This is a genomic window from Staphylococcus sp. GDY8P85P, from assembly GCF_017892405.1.
GTDB classification, from domain to species: domain Bacteria; phylum Bacillota; class Bacilli; order Staphylococcales; family Staphylococcaceae; genus Staphylococcus; species Staphylococcus borealis.
This window is the reverse complement of the sequence record NZ_JAESLA010000012.1, coordinates 1-16641: the sequence shown is the minus strand read 5'-3', so window position 1 is coordinate 16641 and position 16641 is coordinate 1. Positions and strand designations below refer to the sequence as shown.

18 protein-coding genes and 1 pseudogene are annotated in these 16641 nt (G+C 35.7%); 2 read left to right on the top strand and 17 right to left on the bottom strand.

Translation table 11 applies throughout. The features are described from left to right. Window positions 1-35: 35 nt before the first annotated feature. From KA828_RS02270 to KA828_RS02255, 4 genes and pseudogenes are all read right to left on the bottom strand, one after another. Entirely contained in the window at window positions 36-326 is a 291-nt protein-coding gene (locus tag KA828_RS02270; RefSeq protein WP_053030156.1) for a hypothetical protein, read from the bottom strand. Window positions 327-588: 262 nt separating this feature from the next. Beyond that, window positions 589-1032: pseudogene (locus KA828_RS02265) on the bottom strand (VOC family protein); the annotation flags it as partial. 299 nt (window positions 1033-1331) lie between these two features. Beyond that, window positions 1332-1997, bottom strand: coding sequence for an MBL fold metallo-hydrolase (locus tag KA828_RS02260; RefSeq protein WP_204193744.1), 666 nt, complete (start codon window positions 1995-1997; stop codon window positions 1332-1334). Between the two features lie 225 nt (window positions 1998-2222). Continuing rightward, complete coding sequence (locus KA828_RS02255) at window positions 2223-2846, bottom strand: nitroreductase family protein (protein WP_070855389.1); 624 nt, start codon at window positions 2844-2846, stop codon at window positions 2223-2225. Between the two features lie 363 nt (window positions 2847-3209). Here KA828_RS02255 and KA828_RS02250 point away from each other — a divergent pair, with 363 nt between their 5' ends. Then, on the top strand, window positions 3210-4619 hold the full coding sequence (locus tag KA828_RS02250; protein ID WP_204193742.1) for an amino acid permease: 1410 nt from the start codon (window positions 3210-3212) through the stop codon (window positions 4617-4619). A gap of 85 nt (window positions 4620-4704) precedes the next feature. On the opposite strand, the gene KA828_RS02245 is transcribed toward KA828_RS02250, so the two are convergent. The 7 genes from KA828_RS02245 to KA828_RS02215 all read right to left on the bottom strand — a co-directional run bounded on the left by KA828_RS02245 (window position 4705) and on the right by KA828_RS02215 (window position 10833). After that, entirely contained in the window at window positions 4705-5367 is a 663-nt protein-coding gene (locus KA828_RS02245) for an ABC transporter ATP-binding protein (protein WP_075109084.1), read from the bottom strand. A 12-nt stretch (window positions 5368-5379) separates the two neighbouring features. Then, window positions 5380-6429: an ABC transporter permease gene (locus KA828_RS02240; protein WP_107629358.1), complete on the bottom strand. Its 1050-nt coding sequence runs from the start codon at window positions 6427-6429 to the stop codon at window positions 5380-5382. 84 nt (window positions 6430-6513) lie between these two features. Then, window positions 6514-7038 carry a dihydrofolate reductase family protein gene (locus KA828_RS02235; RefSeq protein WP_204193878.1) on the bottom strand — a complete coding sequence of 175 codons (525 nt, stop codon included), beginning with the start codon at window positions 7036-7038 and terminating at the stop codon, window positions 6514-6516. A 313-nt stretch (window positions 7039-7351) separates the two neighbouring features. Continuing rightward, window positions 7352-8110 carry an SDR family NAD(P)-dependent oxidoreductase gene (locus KA828_RS02230; protein ID WP_107629360.1) on the bottom strand — a complete coding sequence of 253 codons (759 nt, stop codon included), beginning with the start codon at window positions 8108-8110 and terminating at the stop codon, window positions 7352-7354. A 147-nt stretch (window positions 8111-8257) separates the two neighbouring features. Continuing rightward, complete coding sequence (locus KA828_RS02225) at window positions 8258-8680, bottom strand: lipocalin-like domain-containing protein (protein WP_053030165.1); 423 nt, start codon at window positions 8678-8680, stop codon at window positions 8258-8260. 41 nt (window positions 8681-8721) lie between these two features. After that, window positions 8722-9477 (bottom strand): 3-hydroxybutyrate dehydrogenase, encoded by a 756-nt coding sequence (locus KA828_RS02220; RefSeq protein WP_210125326.1) that lies wholly within the window; start codon window positions 9475-9477, stop codon window positions 8722-8724. Window positions 9478-9516: 39 nt separating this feature from the next. Then, window positions 9517-10833, bottom strand: a complete 1317-nt coding sequence (locus KA828_RS02215) for a GntP family permease (RefSeq protein WP_210125325.1) — start codon at window positions 10831-10833, stop codon at window positions 9517-9519. A gap of 174 nt (window positions 10834-11007) precedes the next feature. On the opposite strand from KA828_RS02215, the gene KA828_RS02210 reads away from it, so the two are divergent. Further along, window positions 11008-11922, top strand: a complete 915-nt coding sequence (locus tag KA828_RS02210) for a LysR family transcriptional regulator (protein ID WP_210125324.1) — start codon at window positions 11008-11010, stop codon at window positions 11920-11922. A 138-nt stretch (window positions 11923-12060) separates the two neighbouring features. Here the strand turns inward: KA828_RS02210 and KA828_RS02205 are convergent, their stop codons facing one another. From KA828_RS02205 to KA828_RS02180, 6 genes are all read right to left on the bottom strand, one after another. After that, the gene (locus tag KA828_RS02205) at window positions 12061-12699 is read right to left on the bottom strand and encodes an NAD(P)-dependent oxidoreductase (RefSeq protein WP_210125323.1); all 639 of its coding nucleotides are present in this window, start codon (window positions 12697-12699) and stop codon (window positions 12061-12063) included. A 136-nt stretch (window positions 12700-12835) separates the two neighbouring features. Further along, window positions 12836-13264: an Rrf2 family transcriptional regulator gene (locus KA828_RS02200; protein ID WP_210125322.1), complete on the bottom strand. Its 429-nt coding sequence runs from the start codon at window positions 13262-13264 to the stop codon at window positions 12836-12838. A 155-nt stretch (window positions 13265-13419) separates the two neighbouring features. Next, window positions 13420-14436: a hemolysin family protein gene (locus KA828_RS02195; protein WP_204193738.1), complete on the bottom strand. Its 1017-nt coding sequence runs from the start codon at window positions 14434-14436 to the stop codon at window positions 13420-13422. A gap of 162 nt (window positions 14437-14598) precedes the next feature. Beyond that, window positions 14599-15030: a 6-pyruvoyl trahydropterin synthase family protein gene (locus tag KA828_RS02190; RefSeq protein ID WP_210125321.1), complete on the bottom strand. Its 432-nt coding sequence runs from the start codon at window positions 15028-15030 to the stop codon at window positions 14599-14601. Window positions 15031-15086: 56 nt separating this feature from the next. After that, window positions 15087-15947: a patatin-like phospholipase family protein gene (locus KA828_RS02185; protein WP_210125320.1), complete on the bottom strand. Its 861-nt coding sequence runs from the start codon at window positions 15945-15947 to the stop codon at window positions 15087-15089. 21 nt (window positions 15948-15968) lie between these two features. Then, a complete protein-coding gene (locus KA828_RS02180; RefSeq protein WP_210125319.1) occupies window positions 15969-16427 on the bottom strand; it encodes a MarR family winged helix-turn-helix transcriptional regulator in 459 nt (152 codons plus the stop codon). Window positions 16428-16641: the final 214 nt, after the last annotated feature.

Here is a 16641-nt window from a genome sequence, read left to right as displayed (position 1 = left end):
CTCTTGTTCATCATGATTATGTTAACCACGACTGACTATTTCGCACGCGCATTCATAGATTGTACGTTACTGGAGGCATTACCTGCAGTGGAGACGGTTACTTTATCGATTGCGCCATTTGATTGATCAACCTTGTGCTGCAATTCACTATTTAGACCTAGCAAATTATTCGCTTGCGTTTCATCGCTATTCAACTCTTCCAAGCCATTGACAATCTCAGTCGCTAATACTTCACATGCATCGTCACTTTCAACATATACTTTTTCTTTTACAATACTTTCAATTGCTTCGATTAATTCTGATTTTTGAATTTGAATATCAATCATGACTATTACTCCCTTAAAATTTTGTTGACATATCAAAAAAATTATGTCTTTAAATTTATACCCTTTTTAAGCATAGATATTCAAAATAGTATCTATCAAACAGCCCGAATTCCCCTATAACATCTAGCTCATTAAGCCCCTTGAAAGGCTTGATAAAGGCATTATACCTTAATTCAAAAGGAGAAAATACTTAAATTTTTAAATATGACAAATGTGTCATATTAATGAATATTGATATATTTTTCACTAATCAATCGTCTAACTATTTCGGCACAAAAACGGCTGCTTCGCTATCATCTGGATAGTAAAATCCATTCGGTACGGTTTGTAATTCGATTAAGCTTCCCCACGGACTTTTCACATAAACGGTACGGTTACCTTCCGTATCTTCATATTTTGTATTCGCATGAGGCTCAGATATCGGCTGTCCACCAGCACGCGTTAACTGTTTAACAGCTTCATCAAAATGTTCTGCCTCGATATAAAATGAAATATGTGTAAAACCAATATCCTGTAATGATTGCACTTGACCTTGATACGCATCTTTAAATTCAAACATTTCGATATTCGGTCCATTGCCAAAGACCATCATACGTTTATGAATAATGGCGGCCCCTTTTTCTAAGCCAAGTATGCGTTCAACCGTTTCTCCACCACGTGGCACGTCGTTCTTTCGTTGACTATCATAGGCAATCTTGCCATTAAGGAGCCTGGGACATAAATAATATGATGGTGCTATTTTGCAAATTCGCAGTAGCTGACTGAACTGAAATGCGCTTAAATCAAGCTTTTTCAGTTCTAGTCATCCTTGCGGGCGGGGCCCCAACAAAAAGAATTTCACTAAGAAATTCTACAAGCAAAGCGAGTTGGGAGAGGGACGACGAATTTAAAAATAATTCTGTCCCACTCCCGCTTCGATATCAGGTACAGTCAGTCCAATATGATTAATGCCTCTATTGATATTCATATGCTATCCCCCCGTTTAATAAACTATTCATATTATGTTTACGTATTTTCACCACGACGAACACGGTCAATTATCTTTTGCACTCTATTTTGTTTATCCTCTTCATTCTCAACATAATAAATTGCGTCTTCACCCTCAATCGCAACCCAAGGTACAATCGCATCAAACGCTAAATCACGAATCATCTCCAAGCTTCTAATCGATGCGTCTCGATCACTTGAACTCAATATCACAGTACGCCATTCGCCACCTTCTACACATAAAAAATCACCAGTAAACAGGAAGCGATACTCACCATTATTCCATAGAAACATGGTTGTACCAGGCGTATGTCCGGGTGTAGGAATGACTTCCAAATCATTTGCAATTGCCTCCCGTTGTTCGAACTGCCCATCAATGGCCACTGTATGACGTATAGCGGCTACATCATCTCGATGAATCCAAAACGGTACATCAATCCGAGGGTGTCCACCTAGAGATTCATGCTCATGATTCATTAAAACGCGCGTCGCACCACCTAATAATTGAATATCTGAATCTGCCTCATTTAACCCTGGAGAATGATATATGATGATATTGCCTGATGGTCGCTCTAATACAAATGATTTGATACGGTAACGTTTATCAAATGGTAAGACTGCCTTTGTAGTTTCATATAATCCCTTTTCTATGTGTGTTAATGTCTCGAATTGTTTATTTTCCATGTGAATCACCCTTTGTGAATTTCTGCGTCTTTAGCTATACCCTTTTTCTATATATTGAATATGACCGTTCATGTTCATGGTCTTTATTTTAATTAAAAAGGGCGAAACAGCATTCATCATGAATTTACTGTTCCGCCCCACCATGTGGATGACTGTAGCCAAAACTTGTTATCGACAGTTGTCAATGGCGTTCGCTACTGTGTCTTGCATGATATGTTTAACGTATTATTTATAGTCGATGACACGATCAACTGGCATTCTGAATGATGTATGTGCCTCTTTAGCTTTCTTACCGATAGCGACAATCATGACAGGTACATAACGTTCTAAATCATAGCCAAATGCTTTTCCGATTTCTTCATGTTCAAAGCCACCAATTGGATTTGTATCGTAACCGTGTTGTTTTGCTACTAACATCAATTGCATAGCGGCTAAACTACTATCTACTTTCACAATGTCATTCATTGATTGGCGTGTGCGATTTTTATAATTCTCTAACACGATTGGCAACATTTGTTCTTTAACTTCTTGTGGCATGTGCCCATTAAGCACCGCTTGTTCATAAATATATTCGCCTTCTTCATAGCAATGTAAATCGCCGAAGATAATAATCATTGCTGATGATGTGTCATTTTGATTCGTATTGAATTGAATCAATGGACGCAATTTCGCTTTCGCTTCGTCACTTTCAACCACAACAAAACGCCAAGGTTGCATGTTTACTGATGAAGGTGCTTTGGTTGCTTTTGCAATCATCTCATTCATTTCCTCATGCGGAATTTTATAGTCTGGGTCGAAACCTTTAACTGATCTACGACCTTCTAATATTTCATTAAAGTCATTAAGCATGATTTAGCCTACTTTCTATTCATTTTCTCTAGTTATAATTTAAATGCAAATAGCATCTATGTACAATGATTTGTTTCCCGATGTTATCACACTTTAGACTAACGTCAGTCTTCCTTAGTAACGAAAGCGCCAATGAAACCACTGATTTGATGTATCACAATGATTTCAATCCATGTACCTGTGCTTGTTAAAATAGCCCGGCATTTAATTATCAATTGATTAAAAATTAATAAATAGGGTATCATTAATCTTAACAAAAAAATTAATTACATAATTTAATACAATTATTTAACTAATTATTAAGGGTATTTATAGTCAGTCATAACCTTAAGTCATGTATATACTCATGAAAGGACGAACATTATGGCAGATAAATTACAAAGGGAGTTAAGCAATAGGCATATACAACTGATTGCAATTGGTGGTGCGATTGGTACTGGTTTATTCTTAGGTGCCGGTGCATCCATTCATTTAGCAGGTCCATCGATTTTACTTACATACATTATCGTTGGTTTCGTATTATTTATGTTTATGCGTGCAATGGGAGAAATCTTATTATCTAATTTAGGATTTAAATCATTTGGGGATATCGCGCATCATCACATCGGTCCAATGGCAGGGTTCATGGTTGGTTGGACATATTGGCTCACATGGATTATTTCAGGCATGGCTGAAGTAACAGCTGTCGCGAAATATGTTGAGTTTTGGTATCCAGCAATACCGAACTGGTTAACTGTCGCATTTACAATTCTTGTACTTGTTGGCATGAACTTATTCAGCGCCAAACTATTTGGTGAACTAGAATTCTGGTTATCACTAATTAAAGTAATAACAATTATTGCGTTAATTGTTGTAGGTATTGTGATGGTTGTCTTCGCAATGAAGACTGACTACGGTACAGCAAGTGTATCGAATATTTGGCGTTATGGTGGATTCTTCCCTAACGGCATCTCTGGTTTCTTAATGGCCTTCCAAATGGCAATCTTCTCATTTATTGGTATTGAGTTAATCGGTATCACTGCAGGGGAAACTAAGAACCCATATAAAACAATCCCACAAGCAATTAACAACGTACCTTTCCGTATATTAATATTCTATATCGGTTCATTAGCAGTAATTATGTCAGTTGTACCTTGGAATCAATTAGATCCTGCGGAAAGTCCATATGTAAAACTATTTGGTTTAGTTGGTATTCCATTTGCAGCGGGAATTATTAACTTTGTTGTATTAACAGCTGCCGCTTCATCATGTAATAGTGGTATTTTCGCTAATAGCCGTACGTTATTCGGTTTAGCCGGCAGAAAGCAAGGACCGCCATTCTTACATAAGACGAATAAACATGGTGTCCCATATTACGCTATCTTATTAACATGTGGTTTATTAAGTATTGCGATTATCTTAAACGCTATATTTAAAGACGCTACGAAAGTATTCGTTCAAATCACAACGTTCTCAACAGTACTTAATATTATGATTTGGACATGTATTATGATTGCTTATCTAGGCTTCGTGAAAAGAAACCCAGAATTACACAATGAGAGTTCATTTAAAATGCCAGGTGGCAAATATATGGCGTATGCGATTCTAGTCTTCTTCGCATTTATCTTTATTGTTTTACTGATCAATAGTAGTACACGTTATGCTGTACTCTTTGCACCAGTTTGGGGAATTGTACTGGTAATTATGTATCAAAAATATAAAAAAGAATCTGAAAAAGCGACCATCGCGATGGAAGATGAAACTGATTTAGAGAGAGAATTACAAGATAAATAGATGTTGATTAAAGTTATCTCAACCTATTATAAACACCCTCCAAGTAGGACCACTTAAAGCCTACTTGGAGGGTGTTTTCATTTGTTTATTTTTCTTTTAGACGTCCGTCTTCCATATGAAAGACTTTATCACAGAATTTAGTTAAACGTTCGTCATGAGTAACGATGATACACGTTTTATGACGTTGTTTAGATTGTTCTTTTAAGATTTCCATAACTGCCATTGCATTTTCTGTATCAAGTGATGCAGTTGGCTCATCGGCTAAAATAATTGATGGTTGCGTATAAATCGCCTTAGCTATGGCGACACGTTGTTTTTGTCCTCCTGACACCTCAGAAGGTAATTTATTTTCAATTTCTTTTAATCCTAAATCATTCAACAACTTATCGTATTCTTCTGTACTTAAGACATCTTTTTTATAACTTTTCAATAAATGGAATTGTTGCTTGATTGTTAAGAATGGGACTAAGTTGGTCGCTTGTAGAATAAAACCAATTTCCTTCATTCTCATTTTAGCTAATTGTTTCTGACTCATTTGCGAAATTTTCTTATCATTGATATAAATTTCACCAGATGTTGGTGTTTGTAACGCACCAGCCATTGTTAAAAACGTACTCTTACCGGAACCGGAAGGGCCGACAATGGCTATCAGTTCACCTTTTTCAAACGATAACGATGTTGGTTTAACTGCTTCAATGATATGATTCCCATCTTGGAATTCTTTTGTTACTTCATCAAATTTTAACATAGTGGCACCTCCTTATCCGATTGCCTTGAGTGGATCGATTTTGCGAATAGATAGTACTGAGAATAAACTACCAACAAGTGACGTTAATATTAAGACGATACCAAAGATAATGAGTGTACCAATATTAAATTGGACAGGTACCGCTTCAGGCAAGACTAAACTTGTCAGTAAGGTGAGTATTAAACCAATTAATGTTCCGATTAAGGCTAATATAAAGGTTTGTGCTAATACCATCTTCATTAAGAAGCCATTTGTAAATCCTTGTGCCTTTAACACACCGAATAAATTCTTTTTCTGTAATGTAATCACGTATAAGAATACGCCGATGACTGTAGCAGAAATAACAAATAAGAATGTAATCATGAAGTTCATTGTTAAGTTTTGTGGTTTATAGCCTGGTAGGTTTTCTACAAAGTCATCGATACCTATAACCTCTAAATCACTATCAACCTTTTTATCTTTCCAATTACTATCTTTAACGACTACGGCATTGGTTTTATCTGATGATAATGCTGGATTGATTTTTTCCATCGTTTTATTATTCGCAAAAATAACTGGAGAAGCGTTATATTTAGCACTTTCTGATACCCCTACGATATGTAATTTCTCATCAGATTGAGATAACTTGATCGTATCACCAATATTGAATCCCTTATCTTTCAATGATTGATCAATGACGACATCATTATCTTTATCAAATGTTTTACCTTCCTCAATCTTTGGAATCAAAAATGAATTTGACGTTACACCAAAGAGTAGCGCATTCTCTTCACTATCTCCATTTGATGCTATAACGCCCATTTGTTTCAAAGGCGCCTCTTCTTTAAATTTGCCTTCAACGTCTGATGTTTTTATGACTGATTGTTGCACAGTTTGGTTAGCATCTTTATTTAAGACAATCGCATCTGCCTTCCACTTCTTGATGCCTTCTGTATTCATATTAATTAAACCACTCGCTAGGCCGGATAATAAAAAGAGTAAGTAACTAATTAATACAAGAATGCCTATAATTAATCCAAATTTCAGCTTATTACGCTTAATTTCGTTCCATGCAAGAAACATGTCTTTCCCTCCTTTATGCATATTATTAACAAGTATAGCAATACTTATATTAAGAATTACAATAAATTGATTTAAATTTTTTTATTATTTGTAATTAATGTCATAATTAAGTTCTACAAATTGGTTATATTGCGTCACATCTCGCAACGTTAAATGAACGTTATCCTTAATATCATTGAACAAACTGATACCTTGACCTAATAAGTTAGGTGCCAGCGTTAAGCGCATTGATGTTAGCATATTTAAATTCACTAACTCAGAAATTAAGGCACCGCCACCTACAATCCAAACCAGTGCGTCATTATTAAATTGCGTAAACAATTGCTTTAGGTCTCCACTATAAAATTCAATATCCCAGTCTATCGTAACGTGTTGCGTACTCATTACGATGACGCGTTTACCTTCATATGGATTTGTCTTAACGCCATTATTGAGTAACCATCTAAATGTATTCCCACCCATGATCACAACATCGACACTGTCATAAAATTGAGCATAACCATTATCCCCTTCGCCTTCGACCTCTTCTAGAAATTGAACACTTTCATATTGATCCGCTATATAACCATCGACAGATACGCCTAAATAGGCACAAATATTTGCTGACATCATTATCCACTCACTTTTCTCTATAATATAGTTTGAACCTAACTATACCGATAATGACTTATAATATAAAGACAAAGGCGAAAGGAGTGGGACAGAATTCTTTTGAATTCGTAGTAACCCCAGCTTGCTTAGCTTGTAAAATCACTTTCGTGATTTTTTGTGTTGGGGCCCCGACTCCAAGCATGACTAAAACAAAGAAGGCACTTAGTTTAAGCACCTTCTCAGTTCAGTCAGCTACTGCAAATTTACAAAGTAGCATTATTATATTTTTATTTCCTAGACTCATTACAACTAAATCTTATAAATATGAAGACTAATGTGCTGTTTGACCACCGTCAACAAGGTAAACTTGTGCTGTCATGAATTTTGCTGAATCAGATGATAAGAATAATACGATGTCAGCAATGTCATCAGGTTGTGCTGCTTTTGCCATTGGTACACCTGAAATCATTTGTTGCCATTTTTCATCATCATCTTTCCAAGCTTTCGTCATTTCTGTTTCAGTTAAGCCAGGTGCAACAGCATTGATACGCACGCCATCTGTTGCATGGTCGAAACCTGCTGATTTTGTCATTCCAACAACTGCATGTTTTGCAGCAATGTAAGGTCCCATTTGAGGGTCAGCAATTAATCCGGCAACTGATGCAGTATTAACAATTGTGCCGCCACCATTTTTAAGCATGCTTTCTAATTCATATTTCATTGATAAGAATACGCCTTTGACGTCAACATTCATCACTTTATCGAATGTTTCAGGGTCAAGATCAGCGAATTTTTTCGGTTGATTTAAAATACCTGCATTATTAAATGCGTGATCCAAACTACCAAATTCATCAAGTGCTTTTTGCATCAATGCGCGTACCTGTTCTGGATCAGAAACGTCTGTTTTCACGAATACTGCATGACCACCATTATCATTGATGTCTTGTGCTGTTTGTTGCGCACGTTCATCGACATCTCCGATAACGACATTTGCTTTCTCTTGAGCAAATTTTAATGCTGTAGCTTTCCCAATTCCTGATGCTGCGCCTGTGATAACAACTGTTTTCCCTTCGAACTCATTGTATCTCATATTTAACATCTCCCTTTGATTTATCTCTGTATACGATGTGCAAAGTACCATTATTGAAAGCTATACATCACATTGACTCACGCATATCGCTTTCACAACATGCCTACCTTTAAAATGTACGCTTTAATCATTTCGTGAACAGTATTTTTATTTCACACGTTGCCAAACTAATTTTTGGTTAGGCACATTGCCGTTTACAATGCTAAGTGTATCGCCTTCTAATTCAAATAAACGTGGTTGTGTATCGCCTAACCAAGTTGGATTCATACTCACTTCCATTGTGTGGTACACTGTTGAATTTTCTTCATCTAATTCAAAACGACCTGAATATGCAACGTAACCATGTGCTGCTTCAGCCATTTCATCTTGTGTGCCTGTGTGTAAGTCACCTGATTCATAAGCTTGACGTCCTTGTTGCATTAATTGTGCTGACATATAACCATCTGGATTATACATGATGAATCCTGTTGCATCTTTACCTAGTGGAAAGAAGATGTTGCCATCTTTATCTTCATCTTGATATCTAACTAATTTCCAAGTTCCGATTAATTGTTCTTTAAGTTCTGCCATTTTAAATACATCCTTTCTTAATTTTTTAAAATAATTGATGATTATGCGTTTGAACCGCCAGAAACACTGATTGTTTCACCAGTAATCGCTGTAGCACCTTCAGAAGCTAAGAATACAACTGTTGCTGCAATCTCTGAAGTTTCTAATAAACGGTTCATAGGCATTTTACCTGTAATATATTTTTCCATTGCTTCTTGTTCTGTTGAGCCATCTTGTTTTGCAAGGTGTGCTAATTGGTTCTCAATTAATGACGTACGCACAGGTCCAGGCAACACAGCATTTGCTGTAATACCATCTTTAACCGTTTCAAGCGCAACTGTTTTAGTGAAACCAATTTGTGCAAATTTAGAAGCAACATAAGCTGATTTAAATGGGTCCGCCATTTCACCGTGTGCTGATGAAATTGTCACAATACGTCCACTTTGTTGTTGTTTCATTGAAGGTAACACGTGTTTAGTCATTAAGAATGTACCTGTTTGGATAACACCAATCACTTTGTTCCATTGATCTAATGGGAAATCTTCAACTTTATCGATGTGCTGAATACCTGCATTATTAACTAATACATCAACCGCACCATATTGATTATTCACGTCTTTAATTGCTTGTGACACTTCATCTTCATTTGTAATATCTACTTTATATGCAACGCCATTATTTAATTCATTCGCTGCTTTGTCTGCCGCTTCTTGATTCATATCAAAGATGAACACACGATCCTGTTCTTTATCAAATGCTTGCGCAATTGCAAATCCTATTCCTTGTGCTGAACCTGTTACGATTACATTTCTTGTCATAATAAATTACCTCCTATAAGTGTTTGGTGCTGCCTTTTCCTAAAAAATAATTACGCCTAATAATATGACGATCAGCGCTAAAAGGTTGGCACCGGTATTTGTAATGAATAAATATTTAAAGCCGTTTTTATGTGTTAAACCAGTAATTGCAAAGAATGTTAATACAACGCCTGTGTGCGGCATTACTGTAAATATTGATGATGACATCGCTGCAACTCTGTGAATCACTTCAGGATCAATGCCCATCTCAACATAGTGTTGGCCAAATGCTTGTAACACAATGCCGAGTGAACCTGATGCTGAACCTGTAATCACACCAAATAGTGCTGATGCAACAGCTAAGCTAATTAATGGGTTACCCGGAATATTTAATATTAATGAGCGAATCGTTTCGAATCCTGGCGCTAATGTAATAACCGTACCGAATGCAATTGCTGAGCCGGTAAGGAACATTGGCATTAATGAATTAGATGCACCTTCATTGAGCACTTGTCTTTTAACTGGAATGTATTTAAAGAATAGAAGTGCTGAAAGTATAATCGCTGTCGTTAAACTAATCAGTATAATATTGGAAATACCCATTGCACTACCAACGATATTCATCACAATAAGCACGACAATTGGTAATATACTTAATAGAAAATGCGGTGTCTGTTCCTTCTTGTCAAATTGCATATCCTTGATATTATAGTCTGCAAAAGATTCACCTTTTGCGATACTTTTATTTAATGCATGTTTCATATACCAAAGACCAAATGCAATTGCGACAATCGTTCCTACGATACCTAATATCGGTGCTGCTGTTAATGTTGTGCCTAAATACTTAGTTGGTACAACATTCTGTACTGAAGGTGTACCGGGTAGCATAGTCATGGTAAATGTACCCAAACCAAGCATAACTGGAATACCGATTAAGTTCCAAGCTAAGTCCATCTCTTTGAAAAGTGGTTTCGCTAATGGAATTAATACAAATACAACAACGTAAAGACTAATACCACCATATGTTAAGATTGCTGTAATAATGAATATAGCAACTAAAATAGCATATGGACTATTCGTTCCTGTTTTTGACACAATCTTTTCAGCGATAGATTGTGCTGCGCCACTTTCGTCCATAAATTTCGCTAATAATGAACCAAGTATAAAAACGCCAAAGAAGCTAACGATAAAATCTGCTAACCCAGTCATATATGACGCTTTCGTACCAATTAATGAGTCGAAAAATGGTAAATTATTCGTCAAAATGACTATAATAGATGCCAAAGGACCTATAACTAAAATAGAATAGTTCTTGTCTGACATATATATAATGAAAAGAATTGCTAATACAATCCCTATCGTTCCAATCATGTCCATCATGTCACCCCCAAAGGTATGAAATTAACAATACGCATTCTGGAAAATGTGTCTGTTTTATGTCTAAATCTATTATCTGACCTTATAGTCTAAATGTAAAAGACGTATTTAACTATCAAATGTATAACTAAATAGTTATAGCCATATATAGCACGATGAAAGGCGGTCATCTACATGACTTATAAAAATAAAATTCAATATTTAGAAGCTATTCAACGTTATGGCAGTATTTCACACGCAGCGAAACATCTTTATATATCTCAACCCTATTTAAGTCGTTATATTAAAGAAGTCGAGAATGACTTAGGCGTTACTTTGATTAATCGCGACAGTAATCCTTTAGAACTCACTTATTCAGCTGAACGATTTCTAGATTATTTACACGACATTGAAGATATCGACACGCAAATGCGCGATGAGTTACAGACGATTTCTAATTTGAAAAAGGGACGCATCCGTATAGGTGTAAATCCAATTTTAGCTACACATACGCTTTATAGTATCTTGCCAAAGTTTATCGAGCATTACCCTGGTGTCGAGATTGAATTAGTAGAAGAAGTGGCACATCGAATCGAACAAATTGTTTACGATCAGAAAGTGGATATCGGTGTAACGATTTTACCGTTGTACACTGAGGATTTATCTTATGATATTTTGTATACTGAAAATGTCTATCTAGCATTACCGCCTGGGCATAACCTTATCGACCAAGCGAAAGCCCATGCAGATGATGGTAAATTCCCATTTCATTTATTGCATAATGAAAAATTTATCTTGCTGAAGCCTGAAATGACGTTACGTCAATTAACCAATCAAATCTTAAACGATTATCATGTCGTACCTGACGTAATGATGGAAACGGTGAGTGTAGAGAACGCGCTTCGTCTCGTAAATGAAGGTATTGCTATCACATTTGTCCCTAAAAGCGTTAAAGATATGACATCTGATCGATTTAATGGTGCGTTTGTCCAGTTGAACCCGCATCATTATTACAATCAAGTCGTGTTAGCATATAAAGAAAATGATAAAAAACGGTTATCCAGAGCAGCTAAGACCTTTATCCAAATGGCGAAATCCGGAATGAAATAAGATATATATTAAAAACAATCGTATTAGCCATAAAAAACGGGCGTGGAACAATGAATCATAAAGCATTCTGTTCCACGCCCTTTGTATATTTATACTCAGACAATATTTCCACTCGTCTTAAATGGCTCGTTTAATCAATTACGCTTGTTCGCCAACAACAGTAAAGCGTTCATTAATGTGGTCTGCATTTTCAGCTTCATCTACAATCGCAATCGCATAATCTGCATAGCTAATGTAACTATTACCTTGACTATTAACTAATAATTGATCTTTACCTGATGTATATGATCCTGTGCGTTTACCTTCCGCATCAAATTCTGCAGATGGACTTACAAATGTCCAAGTGATACCTTCTGTATCTTTAAGGTCTTGAAGGTTGCGTCCTTGACCTTTAGCTGTTGGTTTAACAACATCTGGAAAATCTGGTGTATCAACGACACGAGTTGTTTGTGCCTCATCCACAAATAGACTTCCCGCACCTCCAACAATAATCGCTCTTGTATCTACATCTTTTAATAATGCAATTAACGCACGTCCTGCTTCAACATGGGCTTCTTCCTCGCCGAGTGGTGCGCCAAACGCATTAACAACGACATCAAGATCTTTAATATCATCTGTTGTTAAATTAAAAATATCTTTTTCAATCACTTTGACATCTGAGTGATTTAATTTAGCCGCATTTCTGACGATGGCCGTCACTTCATGACCACGACGTGTTGCTTCTTGTAATACTTTAGTTCCTACTTTACCTGTTGCTCCAATAATGCCAATTTTCATTATTTATTCCTCCACTTATTTGTATTTATAGTGATTTCATTGGTGATATGCTTCAATTAGGTCGTTATAGTGAATTGGTATTGTTATTTTTACTTGTAACTATTTTAGTTACAAGTTGGATATAACGGATGACGACTTATCCGTTTTGTTGCAAGATATCTGAAACGATATCCTCCATCGTAACATTCGCCAAGACACCTTCCATCGCATCTTGTGCGCGTAAGAGAACGATTTCAAGTACGCTTTGAATATTAGCACCTACAACACAATTCATATTCGTGTCTTCATGCATTTGGAATAATTCGCCTTCTTCTACTACTTCCACCGCTTGATATACATCAAGTAATGTAATGTCCGTTAATGGTTTCAACAATTGAATACCGCCACTACCTTGCTGTGTTTCAATTAAGTTCGCTTGTTTTAATTTACTAACTAACCTTCTAATGACGACAGCATTTGTATTCACACTGCTGGCAATCCAAGAAGACGTTAATGGTTGCGACTGTTCTAGTTTGACTAACGCTAAAATGTGCACAGCCACAGTAAAACGACTACTAATTTTCAATCTTCTCACCTCATGTAACCATTATAGTTACAAGTTGAGTTGGATGTCAATTTTTTAAATCGATCCATAAAAAAAGCCCTACCATTCAGACTTTCAAATCTCAATGATAGGGTCAATATAAGCAATTGTATTAATTATATAAGACTATGTTCACATTAATTATATTCATCTTCAATATCGCCTACGATTTCTTCCAGAATATTCTCTAAAGTAATGATTCCTTTGAAATCTGCATCATCATAAACTGCGGCAATATGAACTTTTTTCTTCTTCATCATTTCCAAGATATGCTTCAATGGCGTATCCGGTTTAATGTTGATAATTGGATTAACAAATGTCTCTAACTTAGATGGCTGATCCACGTTAAATAGTGATTTGGAATGGATAAAACCAACGATTTGATCATCTTTAACAGCTGGATATCTCGTAAACGCATCTACTTTAATTTGTTGAATCGCATCATCAAAATGCGTATTTAAATTGAGTGTTTTAACATGTGCTTGATCGATCATAATGTCTTTTGCGACTAAATTATCGAATTTAAATGCTTGATTGATATGGTGTAATTCACTGTCATTAATTTCGCCACCTTCATGGCTATCTTGAATTAATTGTTTTAATTCTTCTTCAGAGTGGAATACTTCACTCTCTTTAGCTGGTTTCATGTTGAACATTTTCAAGATTAATCGTGCTGCACCATTTAATATCCAAATAAATGGATACATTATTTTATAGAAAAAGATAATCGGCTTTGCAAAGAGTAATGTAATATACTCTGCTTTTTGAATCGCAATGGTCTTAGGCGCCATCTCACCTACAACTACGTGTAAAAATGTCGCAATAACAAATGCACCACCAATTGTAAATGGATGTATCCACGCTTCAGGAATACCGATACTACTGAATAACGGATGTAGAATAAATTCAAATGTTGATTCCCCAACCATACCTATACCTAGTGCGGTAATGGTAATACCTAATTGACAGGCAGCTAAATATTCATCAAGATGATCGACAACTTTTTTAGCAGCGATTGCTTTCTTCTCTCCTGCATTAGACAATTGCGCAATTCTTGTTTCTCTGACTTTTACGATAGCAAACTCTGTTGCAACGAAAAAAGCCGTTAGGACTAATAATAATATAAAAGTAATAAGACTAAATGTGGTCCCCAAATATGTTCCTCCAAAATAAAAAAATTGTAGACTTTCTACTATACTAATTATATCAATGTTTTATATATAATCAAAATATTTAAATTTTAAATACTAATATAAATAGCACTTAATTGAAAATACATCCTTAAGAACCATACTATTATAGTGTTCAATTGTATATTACGACTTCATTATTGTACGATTTAGACTTACCCCATGGCGGTCAGTCTCAAATAATTGTAATTCATGCATATAATTTTGTTCTGGAAGATGTTGTTCAAATTCATCCCAAATCCACATCGCAATATTTTCAGCAGTCGTGTTCATATCCGGTAACGTCTCATTGATGAGTTGATGGTTTAATTTTGGTTCAATCACTTTGCTATAAATCGCGTCTATATCATTAAAATCTAATCCCAAACCATAATCACCAATCGGCGAAAGTACGTCTACATACAAGCGATATGAATGATTATTCAAATCTCGATAGAGCGTTTCACTATAATAAATTCGATTATCACAGACGAAATCATATTGTTGCTTTAATATGGTTTGTCCTTCTTTATATTTAAACTGCTTTGGTGGTTGAACATGATCGAAACGGTTAGACATGTTTGCGTTCCCCCTTTTATATCTATTTTCATCATTGCTTTGGAAGCCAATCAGGCTTATTCATTCCAGAAGCTTCGTATCATCTCTACATCTTCAAGGGCCTGTGCTTCCCCCGCTTTAAAAATGTCAGGTCTAATAGCTGGATTAACCGTATTGCCACCGAGTTCATTTAATTTATCGAACACTGCTTTACTTGGTGTAATTAATTTAACTTCTGAACCACTTTCTTCGAGTTCTTTTATCGCATCTTCAAGTTTGTATGGTGTTGATACAGGAAGGTTTGTCGCAAAGATAAGTACTTTTTTAGCACCTTTAGCTAAATCGGCATTCTCCATAGAATGACAACCACCATCAAAATGTTTCTCACCATTAATTGTTGTTGCCGGCCACACACCAGGTAATGAACCACTTGAGGCCATTGCTCTATACAAATCGACTTGACTATCTGAAGTTAAAGCAACACGCGCTGCTTTATTCGCATTTACTGCCGTAATCATCAGATTTTCAGGCCAATTGGATACTTTAATTCTATTTTGTAATCGATTAATATGGACGCTTTCATTAAATTTGTGATCCTCTAATGCATAGACACTATAATTTTCAATCCATTCTTTTGGTGTGTTTGCACTATTTTTTATTTGAGCATATCTGGCAAAAATATCAGACATGTCGTCTACTGGTGGTGCTTCATTGGCCTTTGGCGCAATTTGTTGTTCATAAATCTCGTCCCAACTCTGTTGAGATGTTAAACTCGTCCCAGCTTGAGCACCTCCAGAGGTACCAATGACTAAATCTGCGTGTCTCACATCGATATTTGCTTTAGAAAGGACTGAAAGATATCCTAATTCCCAACCTATCGCAAGTGATCCACCGCCACCTAATACAATTGCATGTTCCATATTGTCTTTATTAATCATGATATATACTCCTTGATTCATTTAATTTTTATAATATTTGTCTGCATTTAGCGACATTTTTTTTAAAACATCGAAAGCAATTGCTTTCTCTTGAGCATCAATACCCTCGGAAATCATTAATTCCCAATTACTTAAAATGTCCCAACTTATTTCTTTAAATGCCATTGCTTTAGGCGTAAGAAATAAATTATACGCTCTTTTATCGTCTTGATTGCGTTCTCTTGTAATATAACCCTTTTCTTCTAAATACTTAATTGCTCGATTCACGCTTGCTTTATCTACACCGATGTCTTCAACAATGGTTTCTTGTTTTATACCATTCTCAATATAGAGTGCAACTAAACACATGACTTGGATGTAGTTTATTCCATATGGCTTTAACTGCTCTGTAATATAAATATTGCCCCGTCTATATATTTTCGATGATAATTTTCCAATAAATTTAATATCACGATACTCAAATTCTTTATCGTTTCGCATTGCCTCACCTCATATAGTTGACTTATCAACTATTGAACTATATAACGCATTGGTTGACTTGTCAACTAAATAGATGGCGCACTCTTGCTTCATTTAAAAAACATACTAAGATTAGCTGTGAAGAAATCTATGACGATAGATTTTTTCACAGCTATTTTTTATAGTTGTAGAGAGAAGTAGACTGTGCACTCCCTTGGATTTTAAATCCGTATTA

What these genes read in the sequence shown, in the direction of transcription:
- KA828_RS02270 (WP_053030156.1), bottom strand. Translation starts at nt 326, where the DNA reads ATGATTGATATTCAAATTCAAAAATCAGAATTAATCGAAGCAATTGAA.
- KA828_RS02260 (WP_204193744.1), bottom strand. Translation starts at nt 1,997, where the DNA reads ATGGAAAATAAACAATTCGAGACATTAACACACATAGAAAAGGGATTA.
- KA828_RS02255 (WP_070855389.1), bottom strand. Translation starts at nt 2,846, where the DNA reads ATGCTTAATGACTTTAATGAAATATTAGAAGGTCGTAGATCAGTTAAA.
- KA828_RS02250 (WP_204193742.1), top strand. Translation starts at nt 3,210, where the DNA reads ATGGCAGATAAATTACAAAGGGAGTTAAGCAATAGGCATATACAACTG.
- KA828_RS02245 (WP_075109084.1), bottom strand. Translation starts at nt 5,367, where the DNA reads ATGTTAAAATTTGATGAAGTAACAAAAGAATTCCAAGATGGGAATCAT.
- KA828_RS02240 (WP_107629358.1), bottom strand. Translation starts at nt 6,429, where the DNA reads ATGTTTCTTGCATGGAACGAAATTAAGCGTAATAAGCTGAAATTTGGA.
- KA828_RS02235 (WP_204193878.1), bottom strand. Translation starts at nt 7,038, where the DNA reads ATGTCAGCAAATATTTGTGCCTATTTAGGCGTATCTGTCGATGGTTAT.
- KA828_RS02230 (WP_107629360.1), bottom strand. Translation starts at nt 8,110, where the DNA reads ATGAGATACAATGAGTTCGAAGGGAAAACAGTTGTTATCACAGGCGCA.
- KA828_RS02225 (WP_053030165.1), bottom strand. Translation starts at nt 8,680, where the DNA reads ATGGCAGAACTTAAAGAACAATTAATCGGAACTTGGAAATTAGTTAGA.
- KA828_RS02220 (WP_210125326.1), bottom strand. Translation starts at nt 9,477, where the DNA reads ATGACAAGAAATGTAATCGTAACAGGTTCAGCACAAGGAATAGGATTT.
- KA828_RS02215 (WP_210125325.1), bottom strand. Translation starts at nt 10,833, where the DNA reads ATGGACATGATTGGAACGATAGGGATTGTATTAGCAATTCTTTTCATT.
- KA828_RS02210 (WP_210125324.1), top strand. Translation starts at nt 11,008, where the DNA reads ATGACTTATAAAAATAAAATTCAATATTTAGAAGCTATTCAACGTTAT.
- KA828_RS02205 (WP_210125323.1), bottom strand. Translation starts at nt 12,699, where the DNA reads ATGAAAATTGGCATTATTGGAGCAACAGGTAAAGTAGGAACTAAAGTA.
- KA828_RS02190 (WP_210125321.1), bottom strand. Translation starts at nt 15,030, where the DNA reads ATGTCTAACCGTTTCGATCATGTTCAACCACCAAAGCAGTTTAAATAT.
- KA828_RS02185 (WP_210125320.1), bottom strand. Translation starts at nt 15,947, where the DNA reads ATGATTAATAAAGACAATATGGAACATGCAATTGTATTAGGTGGCGGT.
- KA828_RS02180 (WP_210125319.1), bottom strand. Translation starts at nt 16,427, where the DNA reads ATGCGAAACGATAAAGAATTTGAGTATCGTGATATTAAATTTATTGGA.